This is a genomic window from Comamonas guangdongensis, from assembly GCF_041079535.1.
GTDB classification, from domain to species: Bacteria; Pseudomonadota; Gammaproteobacteria; order Burkholderiales; family Burkholderiaceae_C; genus Comamonas; species Comamonas guangdongensis.
The window spans coordinates 101,932-115,852 of record NZ_JBFYGN010000011.1 but is presented as its reverse complement, the minus strand read 5'-3'; the positions used below and the strand labels follow the sequence as shown (position 1 = coordinate 115,852).

The 13,921-nt window shown below is 57.2% G+C and carries 12 protein-coding genes; 4 read left to right on the top strand and 8 right to left on the bottom strand.

Annotated elements, in window-relative coordinates:
• Positions 1–39: 39 nt before the first annotated feature.
• The gene (locus AB6724_RS11810) at positions 40–3,108 is read left to right on the top strand and encodes a diguanylate cyclase (RefSeq protein ID WP_369338715.1); all 3,069 of its coding nucleotides are present in this window, start codon (positions 40–42) and stop codon (positions 3,106–3,108) included.
• A 48-nt stretch (positions 3,109–3,156) separates the two neighbouring features.
• Here AB6724_RS11810 and AB6724_RS11805 read toward each other — a convergent pair whose 3' ends face one another.
• The 6 genes from AB6724_RS11805 to AB6724_RS11780 all read right to left on the bottom strand — a co-directional run bounded on the left by AB6724_RS11805 (position 3,157) and on the right by AB6724_RS11780 (position 9,187).
• Positions 3,157–3,414, bottom strand: coding sequence for a hypothetical protein (locus AB6724_RS11805; RefSeq protein ID WP_439329862.1), 258 nt, complete (start codon positions 3,412–3,414; stop codon positions 3,157–3,159).
• Positions 3,415–3,517: 103 nt separating this feature from the next.
• Positions 3,518–4,138, bottom strand: coding sequence for an RlpA-like double-psi beta-barrel domain-containing protein (locus AB6724_RS11800; RefSeq protein WP_369338714.1), 621 nt, complete (start codon positions 4,136–4,138; stop codon positions 3,518–3,520).
• Between the two features lie 94 nt (positions 4,139–4,232).
• Positions 4,233–4,535 (bottom strand): hypothetical protein, encoded by a 303-nt coding sequence (locus tag AB6724_RS11795; protein WP_369338713.1) that lies wholly within the window; start codon positions 4,533–4,535, stop codon positions 4,233–4,235.
• A 172-nt stretch (positions 4,536–4,707) separates the two neighbouring features.
• Positions 4,708–6,150, bottom strand: coding sequence for a hypothetical protein (locus tag AB6724_RS11790; protein ID WP_369338712.1), 1,443 nt, complete (start codon positions 6,148–6,150; stop codon positions 4,708–4,710).
• Between the two features lie 682 nt (positions 6,151–6,832).
• A complete protein-coding gene (locus AB6724_RS11785; protein WP_369338711.1) occupies positions 6,833–8,020 on the bottom strand; it encodes a M20 aminoacylase family protein in 1,188 nt (395 codons plus the stop codon).
• 9 nt (positions 8,021–8,029) lie between these two features.
• Positions 8,030–9,187, bottom strand: coding sequence for a Bug family tripartite tricarboxylate transporter substrate binding protein (locus AB6724_RS11780; protein WP_369338710.1), 1,158 nt, complete (start codon positions 9,185–9,187; stop codon positions 8,030–8,032).
• On the opposite strand from AB6724_RS11780, the gene AB6724_RS11775 reads away from it, so the two are divergent.
• On the top strand, positions 9,162–10,097 hold the full coding sequence (locus AB6724_RS11775) for a LysR family transcriptional regulator (RefSeq protein ID WP_369338709.1): 936 nt from the start codon (positions 9,162–9,164) through the stop codon (positions 10,095–10,097). The genes AB6724_RS11780 and AB6724_RS11775 overlap by 26 nt on opposite strands.
• 326 nt (positions 10,098–10,423) lie before the next feature.
• Here AB6724_RS11775 and AB6724_RS11770 read toward each other — a convergent pair whose 3' ends face one another.
• Positions 10,424–11,506: a winged helix-turn-helix domain-containing protein gene (locus tag AB6724_RS11770; RefSeq protein WP_369338708.1), complete on the bottom strand. Its 1,083-nt coding sequence runs from the start codon at positions 11,504–11,506 to the stop codon at positions 10,424–10,426.
• Positions 11,507–11,574: 68 nt separating this feature from the next.
• Positions 11,575–11,970 carry a GFA family protein gene (locus tag AB6724_RS11765; RefSeq protein WP_369338707.1) on the bottom strand — a complete coding sequence of 132 codons (396 nt, stop codon included), beginning with the start codon at positions 11,968–11,970 and terminating at the stop codon, positions 11,575–11,577.
• 681 nt (positions 11,971–12,651) lie between these two features.
• Here AB6724_RS11765 and AB6724_RS11760 point away from each other — a divergent pair.
• Both AB6724_RS11760 and AB6724_RS11755 read left to right on the top strand, forming a co-directional pair.
• Complete coding sequence (locus AB6724_RS11760; protein ID WP_369338706.1) at positions 12,652–13,248, top strand: RNA-dependent RNA polymerase family protein; 597 nt, start codon at positions 12,652–12,654, stop codon at positions 13,246–13,248.
• 5 nt (positions 13,249–13,253) lie between these two features.
• Positions 13,254–13,919 (top strand): hypothetical protein, encoded by a 666-nt coding sequence (locus AB6724_RS11755; RefSeq protein ID WP_369338726.1) that lies wholly within the window; start codon positions 13,254–13,256, stop codon positions 13,917–13,919.
• The last annotated feature ends 2 nt before the right edge of the window (positions 13,920–13,921 follow it).

Below are 13,921 nucleotides of genomic sequence, written 5' to 3'. Positions count from 1 at the left end.
AAGTGGTGCCGCATAGTTTTTGCTTGTCTTATTTCGTTCATGTCTCTTCGCCCCGCCAAGTCCCATCCTCCTTTCCGCTCGCGTGTCAGAGCTTCGCTCACCATCATCATTGGCGTCTGTTTCATGGTATTCGCAGCAGCGGGATACTGGGCGGCGCTTCTGGACAGCCACAAGTACTTGCGGCACTACACACAGGAGCAGGCCTGGCTGCGTGTCACCCAGATGTCCCATGCGATTTCGGCCCAGGTAGGAGCCATGCTCTCGGGCCTCGACTATTCCATGCGGGATATGGTCAACGACTACGAATCGGGCGACGCCATCGCGTTCAAGCGTGCCGTTGCTAGCGTCCGCAAGTCATACCCGGCGGGCACCATCGTGCAGGTGTCCGTGGCGGATGTGCGAGGCCAGGTGGTGTATTCGAGCCTGGATACACCGGCCCAGCCCAAGCAGGCGGTCTCGATTTTCGATCGCGAGCATTTCCAGGTGCATCTCAATCGCTCGATGCAGGGTACCTTTATCGGCCATCCCGTGCAGGGCCGTGTTTCCCGACAATGGAGCATCCAGCTGAGTCGTGCCTTGATTCACAAGGGCAAGTTTTCGGGTGTGCTCGTGCTGTCGCTGTCGCCTGAATATCTGTCCAGGCAATTGCAGACCATCTTCGACAGTCAGCGCGACGTGATAGTGCTGCTGCGTGAGGATGGAGCCTATCTGGCCCGTTCGCAGCAGCAAGACGGCGTTCTGGGCGGTAAGGTGCCCAAGGAGCGTGTGGCGCTGTTCGCGCCCGGCGTATCGGGAGGTACGTACGAGGTGCAGGCTGGGTCCGACGGCATACAGCGCATGTATGCCTGGACCAGGGTGAGCGGATTCCCTGTTCTGGTCAGCACGGGGCTGGATCGTCAGGCCGTCTACGCCCCCTTGAGCGAGACCATTAGGCAGAGTCTGTGGCGCAACGGCGTGGGAACACTGCTGATTCTCCTGGGTGGGTTGTTGATAGCTTGGCTGTCGTTCCTGCGGCGGCGCGAGGAAGAGCAGCGCATGCAGACCGAGCAGCGCCTGATGCACCTGTCGCAGGAGGTGCCGGGAGGCTTGTTCCAGTACGGCTTGGACGCCGAGGGGCACTATGTCCTGCCTTTCACCAACCCCGGTTTCTATGCCATGCACGGCATTGATACGCCGGGCGTGCAGGATACTTTGTCGCGTTTCGCTCAATGCATAGACAAGCAAGACCTCCCCAAGCTGAAGGAGTCCATTGTTCAAGCGGTACAGAGCGAAAGCGACTGGGCGCACAAGTACCGCGTCAATGGTCCGGACGGCACTCAGCGTTGGTTGCAGGGCCATGCCAGGCCGCAGCAGGCACAGGATGGATCGGTGCTGTGGCATGGCTATATCCTGGATGTCACGCAGGACGAGATTTTGCGAGCCGCACTTCGCCAAAGCGAAGAGCGGCTGCGGCTGACCATTGGTGCCGTCCGCGACGGACTGTGGCAGTGGGATTGCACGCGCGACCTGGTGCTGTGGGATGCCCGGTGCTATGCCATGTTGGGCCTGGCAGACCAGGCCCTGGGAACCTTCCCGTCGGCAGACTTCTTTCGGCGCCTGCACCCTGCGGACCAGTCGCGTGTCAAGTCCCTGCTCGAGCAGCATCTGAATCATGGCGAGCCATTTCGCGTGGAAATGCGCATGCTCCAGGCCGATGGATCATGGCGATGGGTGGAGTCGCGCGGAGAGGTCACACAGCGCGACGGCGAGGGGCAGGCTCTGCGGATGATGGGCATGCATTCCGATATCCATGAGCGGGTGGAGCAGACCCATATGGTGGGCGCGCTCCTGGAGCGCGGCAGTGCCATGGTGCTGGTGGCCAGCTATTGCCGGGACATCGTCTATGCCAATGCCCGCGCTGCCGAGTTCTTCGGCATCCTCGCGGGCCCGCAGCCGCGGCAGTCCTCCTTCCGGGAGCTGCACCTGTCGGAGGATCATTTCAAGCGTTTTGCTGCGCTGTACCAACGCCTCAAGCTCCAGAAGACCGTGCGTGCCGAGTGGGCGCTGCGGGGGGCGGGTGGACGCATATGCTGGTTCGACGTGCAGGGGACTCTGCTGGATCCGGAAGATCCAAACGGCAACGTGATCTGGACGCTGTTCGATGTCGATGCGCGTCACCGGGCGGAAAGCGAGCTTCAGCAGGTGCAGCAGCGCATGGAAGCCATCATCGAACACTTCCCCTCAGGCATACTGGTGACCGACGGCGCAGGGCATTGCATCGTGGCGGCCAATGAGATGCTGGTGGCCATGTTTGAACTTCCGCTGGCCGTTTCCGAGCTGGTTGGCAAGTCGGTGGAGCTGCTTCAGCCCCATCTGTCGGCACCCGTGGCCCAGGTGCTCCTGTCTTCGTCGACGCAAGCTGCGGTTGCGGCGGATGTCTTGTCGGTTTTGGAGCCGAGTCGTGCCATACATGCCTTGCCCAATGGACGCCACATAGAAATTGAACAGTTGCCGCTGCATAAGCAAGAACATCTATTGGGGATCTGCTGGGTGTTTCACGACGTGACCGACTACAAGCAGCGCGAGACGCATTTGGAAACCTTGGCATCCACCGACGCTTTGACGGGCGCCAGCAATCGCCGGGCCTTCACCAGCCGGATGGAGTCGGAACTGGAGCATCTGCGGCTGGGGCATGGCCACACATTGGCGTTGATCATGCTGGACATCGACCACTTCAAGCATGTGAACGACAGCTACGGCCACGCTGCGGGGGATGAGGTGCTCAAGCACCTGGTAGCTGCAGTGTCCAAGGAGCTGCGCAAAGGCGATATGCAGGGGCGCCTGGGCGGTGAGGAGTTTGTCGTCCTGCTCGCCGACGTCGATGAGCACACGGCTTTTCGGCGTGCGGAAAACCTGCGCGAGGCGGTGGGCCGGCTCGCCGTAGCCGCACCAGGCCATGACCCGATTCGATTTACCGTGAGCCTAGGCCTGTGCCTCATAGGGCAGGGTGATTTTTCTGTCCAGTGCTGCCTTGAGCGAGCGGATGCGGCAATGTATTACTCCAAGCGCAACGGACGTAATCGGACAACTATTTGGACGCCAGATACGCCAGCCGTTCTGGAGCCTTAATGCCCTGCAGCCTGGTCTTGACTTGCTCGGGTCGTTCGCAGGTAGCAATCAGGGTATCAAGGCGCGGCTTTGCTCGAGCATCTGGGCATTGAGGCGCTGCACAACGAATACCGGGGTCTTCGTTATGCCGCTGTGCAGAACCACGAACTCCGAAAAGCACAGCTCGCGTTGCATTGGCTGAGCAGGGATCGCGGGAGCGCGGCCTTTGGGGAAGAACTGCGGGCAGTCAGCGAAGCCCGAGGCACTGGCAATAAAGGGCAGGGTGGCCAGCAGCAGGGCGCCGAATTTCTGGGTCAAATGGAACATGGGCTGGAAGTATGCTGCGCATTCCAAGCGCCCAAAACGGGATGATTGCTTAGTCGAGGATGCTTAAGTTCGAAGGCCCGCATAAGCGGGCCTCAAAGTGTTGCTAAGCGGGTTGCAGAACAAATCCATCTGCCGCTTGGCCAGGCCATAGCTCGTAGTCTACTGTCTTGGCACCAATGCCGCCGTTCCTTGGACTTGAATTGATGCCAAGGGCTCGAGCAGCCGCGATGCTGATCTCACCGATGTGGTTCGTGGGGCCTTTATCAGCCACTACACAGTCCACCGTTTTGCCCTTGTATGTGACGCGTGCTCGGCTACCCCGCACCACCCCGGCTGTCTCTTTGACAATCAACGGCGGAACAACGATATACGGGACCGTTTCCGAATCCACATATGCTTTGGGATCGTCCGAGGAGAGACCCGGGTATTGGTACCAAGTTTTCGAGGCAACAAGGCCATTCTCGAAAACTCGTGGCTGCCCGTTTGGGCCAAGGATGGCAATTGCTGAGTTGCCTGTGCGCACAACTTTGCCATTGGCATCTATACGCATACCGCCGTTTTCAAGGTGGTCGGAACCTGTGTCTGTGTCGTTATACGCAACCGGCCCACCGAGTTGCCCATTGGCTCCGTCTGCGTCAATGGAGGCGCCGGATCGATACCAGACGCGTCCATCATCATCTTCATTGATTTGTACACCGTTGATAGACCCAAGTATTTGAGACATGTTGGCTCCTCTGTAATGCACTACATCGAACTATTAAGAGGCGGTCACGTAGACGCTGACTAGTTCAGCGTGTGGCTGCCGTCTAGATGCACCATTAGTCGCCCGGCTTTGTGCCTGGCTTTCCGGTGTAGGGGTTCACGTTGCCCTGTGTTGTCCAGTTGTTGTTCTTCGTGTCGTCTCGGTTCGTGGCGTGATGCGGTGGAACATAGGTTCCATCCTTGCGCGTATAGCCCTGAACGGAATGGCTGCCCGATGAGCTTCCAGTGTGGGCGCTGGAGTAGCTGTGAGAGCTACCGCTTCCTCTACTTGACGAGCCTCCACTATGGCTGCCACCGCCCTTGGCAATTGCCAGAGTACAAGCCGCCATCGCAGCAACCAGAATCACGGTTTTCTTCATGCTGACTCCTTTCAAAGACTCGCATATTTCGAGCGCGGCATCGGCGGTGCTGCGCGATCCGCGCAGGCCATTTCATAGGAAGCGGGCGAGAGATCGATGGCTATCGGACGCGGAACCCTGCCTCGGTACATAAAACTGTGCCTGCCTAACCCTGCATGACATACCTACCCGTCTAGGGAGCTGGCACGGTCACTTTTAGCTGCACCGTGCGCGGGTTTTGTGACGAATCTTGGATGACGAGGATGTAGTCGTCCTTGCTGGCATCCTTGGAAACCTTCAATGTCATCGACGAATCCTGCGGATTGGCCTGTTCCAGGCGCACCTCGCTCTGAGCCTGGGATGTGAGCCATCGGTAGGGCTTGATCCCCCCAGACAGGTGCACATACGTGTCGGGTGCGTCCTTGTCCTTATCCCGTTTCACTTGTACCGTGGAATCTGCAGGAACGTCGATCTTCAACGCAAGGACAGCGTCGGAAACGCCGCAGTCTTTGAGCTGATCAGCTGTCAGTGCGGTGGAGCCTTTCGGGGGGAGTGCCGCTTCCATATCTCGCGCACCCGCAGCGACTTCCGCTGCCGCACTCGCCATCTCTTTGAACGGGCCGGCGAGTGTTTCTGACGCGCTTTGGTTGCGCTCCAGGCGGAGCACCTGCACCCTCGGGTTTGGCGCGGACGCTCCTTGAACCTTCTGGGAATATTGATTTTTGCTTGTCTGACTCACAGTGCCCGCTCCACCTTTGCTACCTGGGCTCAACAGCCCGTTGTTCATGTCCTGGGCGAACTTGCTGGCTAGAGTGCCCTGATTGAGGCCGGGCGCTGCCAAATCCATGGCGGAAAAGAGCCCTGGCAGGCTTGCGAACACCTGCTTGACGTCCGACATCGATTGCTCCGAGAGAAGATCCACTTTGTTCCGGATGTCCTGCAAGCTCTCCCACAGGGCTTTTGCTCCTTGCTGCTGCTGGCGACGGAACTCGGTGTAGACGTCGAGGGCCGCCTCACCTTTACCCTTGATCAGCGCGGCGGTGTTCAGCTGCTTGTCGTACTCCTCCGCCTTCGAATTCGGTTGTTGATTCTTCTGTTCGTTAAGCGCGATGTCGGCGCTAGCAATCGCAGTCTGGAGGCGAACAAGCGCTTGGCTCAGGCTGTGTGCCTGTTTGTCGCGCTCACCGAACGAACGGGTCGATACCGCCGCTGCGCTGCTCACGGCCTTCTTCGCGCACATCGTCGCGGTAATTCCCGCGTTGTATATGTCCATGCGCGCCTTTGCCGAATTCAAGGTGTCGGCCAAGTACAAGGATCCTGCACCAAACGCACCGACCTTCAAGACATCACGGTGTGCATTCCCAATTGCCGCACCGATTGTGATCAGCCCGAGGCCGAGGGCCAGATTGCTGTTCTGGGTGCTGCGTTCGGTGTACTCGCGCTTCTTCGCGTGTAGGTCGGCAATCTGCAGGTCGGCTGCCGCCAACGACTGCTCCATTGTGTATAGCGACCCATCAGGAGCAGCAGGCAGCTGTGCAGGCAATGGTATGTCGACGCGCCAATCGATGGTTGGTGAGGTTGCGCAACCTGTGGTGATACAGGCAAGCACAAAGCACACAAGAGCACGTGTGAACATGTTGCCCCTCCCTGCATGAGCGCATTAATCAGGCTTTGCCGAGTTTCTATCTCAATAGTGACAAAAAGTAAACGGCATCGATAGTCTGGCTAGTCTCTTCTGGGCCCGTTCATCGGACACGGCGGCGCCTGCTCTGGGCCGAAGCCAGTCAAGCGCAGCTGAGTATTCGCAAAAAATCCACCACCATTTCGCACAGCAAATCCACCAGCTGTTCGCGCCTCAAAATCACCACCATTTCGCGCGACAAATCCATCAGGCGTTCGCATCGCTAAATCACCGGTGAGCTTTGAGGCATAGCGGCCTGTATTTAACGAACGTCAAGTGCGCACCGATTGCAACTGCTCGTAGTCGCAACGCTTCCTAACGGTCACCCTCCCATACCGGCCATCCGAGCATCGACGCGGGGGACAGCCCAATGACGGGTTTCAGGTGTGCAGCGTGCAACGACCATCAAGTGCAGGCAGATAGGTCACTGGATGTCTGCTGTCACGTCGAGCGACCAGGAGCTTGCGACCCGTTGCAGTCCTTCGATTCGTGGCCAGCAGCGACTGCTTTTAGCAAGTGCAGTCCGTCGTGGCCGTATCGTTACTTCCTAGTCATGCTTCCACAGCAGTCATCCAAGTACCGACGCGGACGACGATCCTGCAACTGATGTCAGTATCAATGCTTACCTTGCAGCATTTCACTTCAGGAAACGCTCTACCAGTCGCACAAAATAGCTGGCTCCAACCGGAATCAGCGCATCGTTGAAGTCATACGATGGGTTGTGCACCTGGCAGGGACCGGGGCCATGGCCGGGCAGGCGGTGGTCACCCTCTCCATTGCCCAGCAATACATAGCAGCCGGGACGTTGCTGCAGCATGAAGGCAAAGTCCTCGGAGTTTGTCAGCCGGGGCGCGTTGTCATCGACCTGTTCGACACCAACGACTTCCTGCATGACTGATACCGCGAATGCCGTCTGCTCGGGGTCATTGACCAGCGCCGGATAGCTACGCTCAAAGTGCAACTGTGCTTCACAGTCATAGGCCGTGGCCGAGCCTTGGACGATATCCTTCATGCGCTGCTCGATCATGTCCAATGTGTCTGCACTTTGCGCGCGCACAGTCCCGCCCAGCCAGGCACTGTCGGGGATCACATTGACGGCATCGCCACCGTGGATTTGCGTGACGGACAGCACAGCCGCATCATCAGGCGTGCGATTGCGCGAGATGATGGTCTGAAGACCCATGAGGATCTGGCCCGCGCACATCAGTGGGTCAACACCTGTATCAGGCTGTGAGGCATGTGTTCCCTTTCCTTTGACATCAATGCGAAAGCGATTGCTGGAGCTCATGAATGGTCCGGCTCGCACGCCAAAGCTGCCGATGGCGCGCCCCGGTGCATTGTGCAGGCCAAAGACGGCATCGCAGTCAAAGCGCTCAAACAGACCGTCCTCAATCATGGCGCGAGCGCCGGCCTGTCCGCCTTCCTCAGCGGGCTGGAAAATACAGTGCAGCGTGCCGTCAAACTTGCAGCTTTGGGCTAGATGCCAGGCGGCCGCCAACAGTGTCGCCGTGTGGCCGTCATGGCCGCAGGCATGCATACGGCCAGCGTGCTGTGAACGGTGTGCAAAGGTATTGAGCTCCTGCATGGGCAGAGCATCCATGTCGGCACGCAGACCTATGCGGCGCGCTCCCTGGCCGCGCCTGAGCGTGCCGACCACGCCTGTTCCGCCCACGCCGCGCGTGACCTCATAGCCCCAGTGTTGCAGGTAGTCGGCCACCAACGCGCTGGTGCGCTCTTCCTGAAAGCCAAGTTCAGGATGGGCATGCAAGTCGCGGCGAATCTGACGGAATTCGGGGTTGTCGGCAATGGCTTGAATGATTGGCATGGTGCGCTCTTATTGCAGTTTCACGCTCAAGCTACGGGCCTTGGCCTCGTCGCGCGCGATCTGGTCGGCAAATTGGCGCTGCTCGGTCGCCGTCGCCACTTGCATGCCCATGGCTGTCAGTTGCTCGGGAACGCCTTTTGATGCAAGAGCGGCCTCCAACGCCGTCTTCAGGCGAGCTATGTGATCTGGCGCTACACCCTTTGGAGCAAAGAGGCCCATCCAGCCATTCATCTCCAGGCCCTTGACGACCTTGCCCTCGTTGAGCGTGGGAATGTTCTTGATCATGGGCTGTCGCTGCAAACTTGCCACGCCCAGAACCTTGATGCGACCGGCTTCAATATGCGGCAAGGCAGTAGCCGGCACCATCACGGCCAAGTCGATCTGCCCCCCCAGCAAGTCTGTCAGCAGCGGGCCAGCGCCCTTGTAAGGTGCATGCAGCATCCGCACATGGGCGCGCTGCTGCAGGTCTTCCATCACCAAATGCTGCATGGTGCCCATGCCGGGACTGCCATAGCTGATAGATTCCGGCTTGGCACGCAACGCAGCAATCACGCCATCCAAATCATTCGCAGGCAAATCCTTGCGTGCCACCAGCAGTGGCGAGTTCGAGCTGATAGGACCGATGGGCACAAAGTCCTTGGGTTCGTAGCGCACGTTTTTGTTGAGCACAGGCACCAGCACCACATCGTTGATGGAGCCCACCAGCAGCGTGTAACCATCCTTGGCGGCATTGGCTACTTTGGCTGCCCCCAGGGCTCCGCCAGCGCCGCCGAGGTTCTCAATCACCACGGGCTGACCCAGTTCAGCCGATAGCCTGGGTTGAACCACGCGGATGGCTGCATCAATGGAGCCGCCCGAGGCAAATGGCACGACTAAAGTGATGGGCTTTTCCGGAAAGCCAGCTGCCATGGCAGGCTCGGCCAGCGCCCAGACCGTGCAGGCGGTGGCTGCGGTACAGAACAGACGACGGACAAATGAGTGGGGCATAGAGGTCATGATGCGTCTCCTTATTGATGGCAAGCCTCGATAGCGGGCAAGGGCAAGTCTGGGGCATGACATCCATCTTTCAGGTGCTAAATTGCACTTAGCTATGCAATCTACGACTACCTTGAACTTGCCCAATTCAGGGCGCTCTTCGGCCTTGCTCAATCGTTTGTTGGCGCGCACGCGGCTGCGTCAGTTGCAGCTGCTCGTGCTGATTGCCGACCTGGGCAGCATCCAGCGCGCAGCCGAAGTTGTGGGACAAACGCAGTCATCAGCGACCAAAGCTTTGTCTGAATTGGAGCGGATGGTGGGTTTGCCGCTCTTTGAGCGTCATGCACGCGGAGTACGCCCCACGTTGATCTGCCGCGACCTACTACCGCTGTTGCGCAGCATGCTGGGCTCACTCACTGGCTGCGCAGAGATGTTGGCTGCGGCCGCGGAAGGCGCGCAGGGTGTGCTCAGCGTGGGGGCCATTACAGGTGCCTTGTCGGGCTTTCTAGGCCGAGAGCTCGCGCCATTTCTTCAGCAGCATCCGCAACTGCGTGTGGAGGTGGTGGAAGACAGTCACCACGCACTATTAGCTGCGTTGGCCGCGCGCACGCTCGATATGGTGCTCGTGCGCGAGCCCGCAGTCGTCGCCAGCGGGATGCGTTTTGTGCCGTTGCTGCAGGACCAGGTCGTTGCGGTGGCTGGGCCCAGCCATCCGCTACACCGCAAGCGTGTCGTACACGCGAACCAGATGCTAGAGCAGCAATGGGTTTTGGCGCCCTTGTCCACGCAAATGCATGAAGCTTTCGAACGACTGTTCGAGTCCTGTGCACAGCTGCCGCAGCACTCACCTTTGATCACGCGCTCCCTGCCCATGCTTTTGGAATATCTGCGCACCACGAACGCAGTCGCGCTAACTCCGCTAAGTGTGGTTCAGCCCTTTGTGCAGGCAGGCTGGCTGCGGGTGTTGGCGCTGCAGTTTCCTCCCACCCTGGCCGCTATTGGCTTGCTGGTACCAGAAACGCCCGAAAAGCATGGAGTGAACTTGCTGGCGGAATTCTTGGCACAGGTCGCAGTAAAGTCCTTGCCTGCCCACTCCCATTAGGCCGATCCCCGTGAGAGTTCATTTTTGTCGCAATCGGCTGACCGCTGCCGTTGAGCAGTCAGAAACTTGATGGCGTCTTCCAACCGAAACCGCTCACCAAATAATGGCATTGACCGGCCGCTAACAGCCTGTAGAAGTCGTCCAGAGGTGCACTGCGGTCGTCTGCTCCTGGCCGGTAGCACTAGTTTGTGGACCTCGCTGACAGCTGACGTCTCCGGCTGATCTCGCATATCGGGTGTCCGCTTCCTGACGCATCCGTGCACTCACACTACCGGCCATGAGCAGCCGTTCGTCTTTCAGCGGCAAGACTTGAAGTACGCAATTGTTTATTGCACTTCAGTGCAGCCACAAAATCGTGCCAGTTCGCCAATGGCGTTTTGCATCCCCTGCTGAAAAGCGGCGTCAGGAACCCATCCCTGTTCTAGATATTGGTTGTGCACATAAAAGCGCGCGGCACCACGGTCTGCCTTGCAGTCAATGCGCCCCACAAATTCGCCCTGCCACAGGATGGGCAGACAGAAATAGCCGTACTTGCGCTTGGCCGCAGGCACGTAGCTTTCAAGCCGGTAATCAAAGTGGAACATCTGCGCCAGACGCTCTCGGTGAATCACCGCGTTGTCAAAGGGCGACAGCAGGCGTACTTCAGCGCTTTCACGTGAAAGACGTTCTGCTCGGGGCTTGGCAACTACAGCGTAGGTATCTGGATGAGCGGGGTCATCCAATCTATGCAGGGCACCTTGCTCCAGACGCGCTTGCAACAGCTCTCGCATCGCGTTGCGCAAAGGCTTTCCGGTACGCAAATGAAGAAGCTGTCCGAAGGTAAAGACACCATGTGCACGCATGGTGTTGTCCAGCAGATAAGCCGCCATTTCATCGACAGTAGGTTCTTGCTGATTCACGTCTGGGGAGAGCAATTGCTCCGGCAGCACGTAAAGCTTTTCCATGCCGTTGCGCTCGCGAATCATCAAGTCGCCCTGCATGAACAACTTGTCGAGTGCTCGCCGACCTGGTCCATGGTCCCACCACACACCTTTGCCTTTGGTGCTTTCCTTCAGGTCGCGTGTTTTCAGCATCCCTTCTCCTCGCACACGAGCAAGGATTTCCGCCATCAGAGCCTTATCGACGCTCCTGAAGTAGGGGCTCTCATCACGACGAAAAGAGAGCATGCGTGGCAACGCAAACCGGTAGTCCCGCATAGGCAAGTAAGCCGCTGCGTGAAACCAGTATTCGAATATTTTTCCAGCACTGGACAACTGATTCAGGTACTGCGAAGAGTAGCCCGGCACCCGGTTCCAGAGAACATGGTGATGTGCACGCTCCACAACGGACAGCGTGTCTATCTGCACGTAGCCCAGATGCTCAATCGCAGCCAAGGTGCCAGCAAGACCCTTGCCGAACCTCTTGCGCACGCACAGTCCTTGAGACGCTAGTGCAAGCTGTCGCCAGCGCATGTGCTGTATTGGAGCTGCCACGTTTTTTACTGATGAGGGTGCCCAGGGAACTGCTTCGCGTCATCACATATTTCGTACCAGTCGGGCTTTTCTTGTACGAATTCGTGAAAGAGGTTGCTGAGCGGCAATTCGTCGTCAAAGCAATTCGCTGCAACGGGGAACGATTCGCCGGTTGAGGTCACCTCGCCAAGTGCAGAGCCGCAGCGAGAACAGAAGCAGCGGCTGTATTTGTACGGGGCTTCCGGCTTGAATGTGGTGATGGAGTCAGCGCCAGAAAGTAACGTGAAGGCATCACGCTTGACGAATACGAAGGTGCTGGCCCCTATCTTTCTGCAGCGGCTGCAATGGCAAGTACCCATCATGGTCGGCAGGCTGGTGACCTCAAACTTCACCTCTCCGCAGCAGCAACTACCTTTCAACATGGCTCATCTTTCATTCTTAACTCAATACTGTATATTAATACAGTGAATCAGAAGTGAGCAATATTTTTCTTTGTCTTGTGGCCTGTGACGGAATGTCTGCTCTGGGTCGGCAACACCAATTCGCGGCTTATGAAAGCTGCCGTTCAGGTTGTCTAGTGCACTGCGTCCAGCGAGTTTCAGGTTGGAGGCGTACAGCGGACGTCTGGTCAGACAACGGGTCAACGTCTGGTATCGGCAGCAGCGGTCACAGGCTTGCCAAAGCTCAGTGACGGCTCCCAGCCTGAAGCCGACTTCTGGCTCCTAGGTCGGCTTTGCAGCGGTTGCTGTCCCCACCTGCGTCAGCCATACTCACGCTGCCCCATGTCGAGCGGTCATTCGGTCCCGACACCGAGCACTAGCTCGATTGCCTGCTCCACCAGGTTCTGCAGCCATAGCATTCTCAGTTCCAGGTCGGCGTCCCCAGTGACAGTTGCCCTCCCACCTGAACTGGAAGTCTCGATCCGTCGATGACATCGGTCTCACAGTAGAGAGGCAGTCGCTATTGTTGCAATGCTCGCGGGACAAACGGCATTCACCGCCCATGCTTACACGGCAATTCAACTGCCCAAGTCGGCAGCACGCCCCTGGAGCTGCATTACGTATTTTGTTACATTTAGCCGCATACAAAGAAAGGGGAGTTGCGTGCACGACCAATCTTTTAATAAAAAAACGCTTGCGCGAGTTTTTCAGAAACTAGATTTTGTCGGGATAAAAACTTCTGCGGAGCTGGATGAATTTCGCGAGAGTATGCTCAACAAAGCGATGGCATCTACTGCCTCTGGGTTTGCGAAAACTGCAAATCCGCTGGTGAGCTTTCCATTGCATGGGCGGCAGGTTTTCATGTTTCCCAACCTGTGGGATGAGCTTGTTGCTCGAAAACTCTGCTTAAACATTAAGAAAACATCAAAAGCCACTTCACGCGGGCGGGCGCAGATCGTGTCGAATTTACACCTGCTTCTGAAAGAGGGGGTGCCATTTCGCGTATACCGTCTGGACGTGAAAAGCTTCTACGAGTCTTTCAAGGTCTCCGACGTAATAGCGAAAGTCGGCGAACTCGCGGAGCTTAGCCCGCTAAGCAAGAGATTGCTGCATGATCTGCTTGGGTGCCACGCAGCTCTCGGTGGGACTGGAATTCCTCGCGGCCTTGCATTAAGTGCGGCTTTGTCTGAGCATTTAATGCGTGATTTCGATCATAAAGTGGGTGGACATTCGGAAGTGTTTTTTTCTCGAGGTATGTAGATGACATCATCATCATTACCTCAGCGAGGGAAGACTCGGCAATATTTGTTCGACAGATTGAAAACATGCTTCCATCCGGACTTCGTTTAAATCCAACGAAAAGACAGATTGAGGAAGCTGGCGACCGGGTCAATCCGACAAAACCGACCGACGCAACTGTGCATCTTTTTAATTTTGACTATCTTGGTTATTCGTTTCGGATTGGTGAGCCAGTAAGGGAAAAGAATAAGCCCCTTGGCGATCACCATCGCACAGTGGCGGTGGACATTGCAGAAAATAAAATAACCAGATTCAAAACGAGGGTATCCAGATCTTTCTTTGAATTTTCCAAAAGCGGCGATTGGCTTTTGTTGAGGGATAGAATTAAGTTCCTCACAAAGAACTTTAGCGTCTACAACGCAAAGGCCGGAGGCAAGAAGATTGCCGGTATATTTTATAGTTATCCTCTAGCCTCAAGTGATGCCGAAGGGATCGCGTCTCTTGATGAGTTTTTAAGAAATGCGATCCTTGCCAAGAATGGGCGCATCGCCTCATTGTCATCTCCAAAACTAACAGGGGCGCAAAAAAGGCAATTGCTTTCCAATAGTTTTATGGAGGGGCATGCCAAAGCCAGTTTTGTTTATTTCTCTGGATCGAGGCTTAAGCAAATCCAAGCGTGCTGGAAGAACTGAGG

Excerpts from the sequence above, each read along its gene's own strand:
- AB6724_RS11765 (WP_369338707.1), bottom strand. The coding sequence starts at position 11,970 with ATGTTGAAAGGTAGTTGCTGCTGCGGAGAGGTGAAGTTTGAGGTCACC.
- AB6724_RS11795 (WP_369338713.1), bottom strand. The coding sequence starts at position 4,535 with ATGAAGAAAACCGTGATTCTGGTTGCTGCGATGGCGGCTTGTACTCTG.
- AB6724_RS11805 (WP_439329862.1), bottom strand. The coding sequence starts at position 3,414 with ATGTTCCATTTGACCCAGAAATTCGGCGCCCTGCTGCTGGCCACCCTG.
- AB6724_RS11785 (WP_369338711.1), bottom strand. The coding sequence starts at position 8,020 with ATGCCAATCATTCAAGCCATTGCCGACAACCCCGAATTCCGTCAGATT.
- AB6724_RS11790 (WP_369338712.1), bottom strand. The coding sequence starts at position 6,150 with ATGTTCACACGTGCTCTTGTGTGCTTTGTGCTTGCCTGTATCACCACA.
- AB6724_RS11800 (WP_369338714.1), bottom strand. The coding sequence starts at position 4,138 with ATGTCTCAAATACTTGGGTCTATCAACGGTGTACAAATCAATGAAGAT.
- AB6724_RS11810 (WP_369338715.1), top strand. The coding sequence starts at position 40 with ATGTCTCTTCGCCCCGCCAAGTCCCATCCTCCTTTCCGCTCGCGTGTC.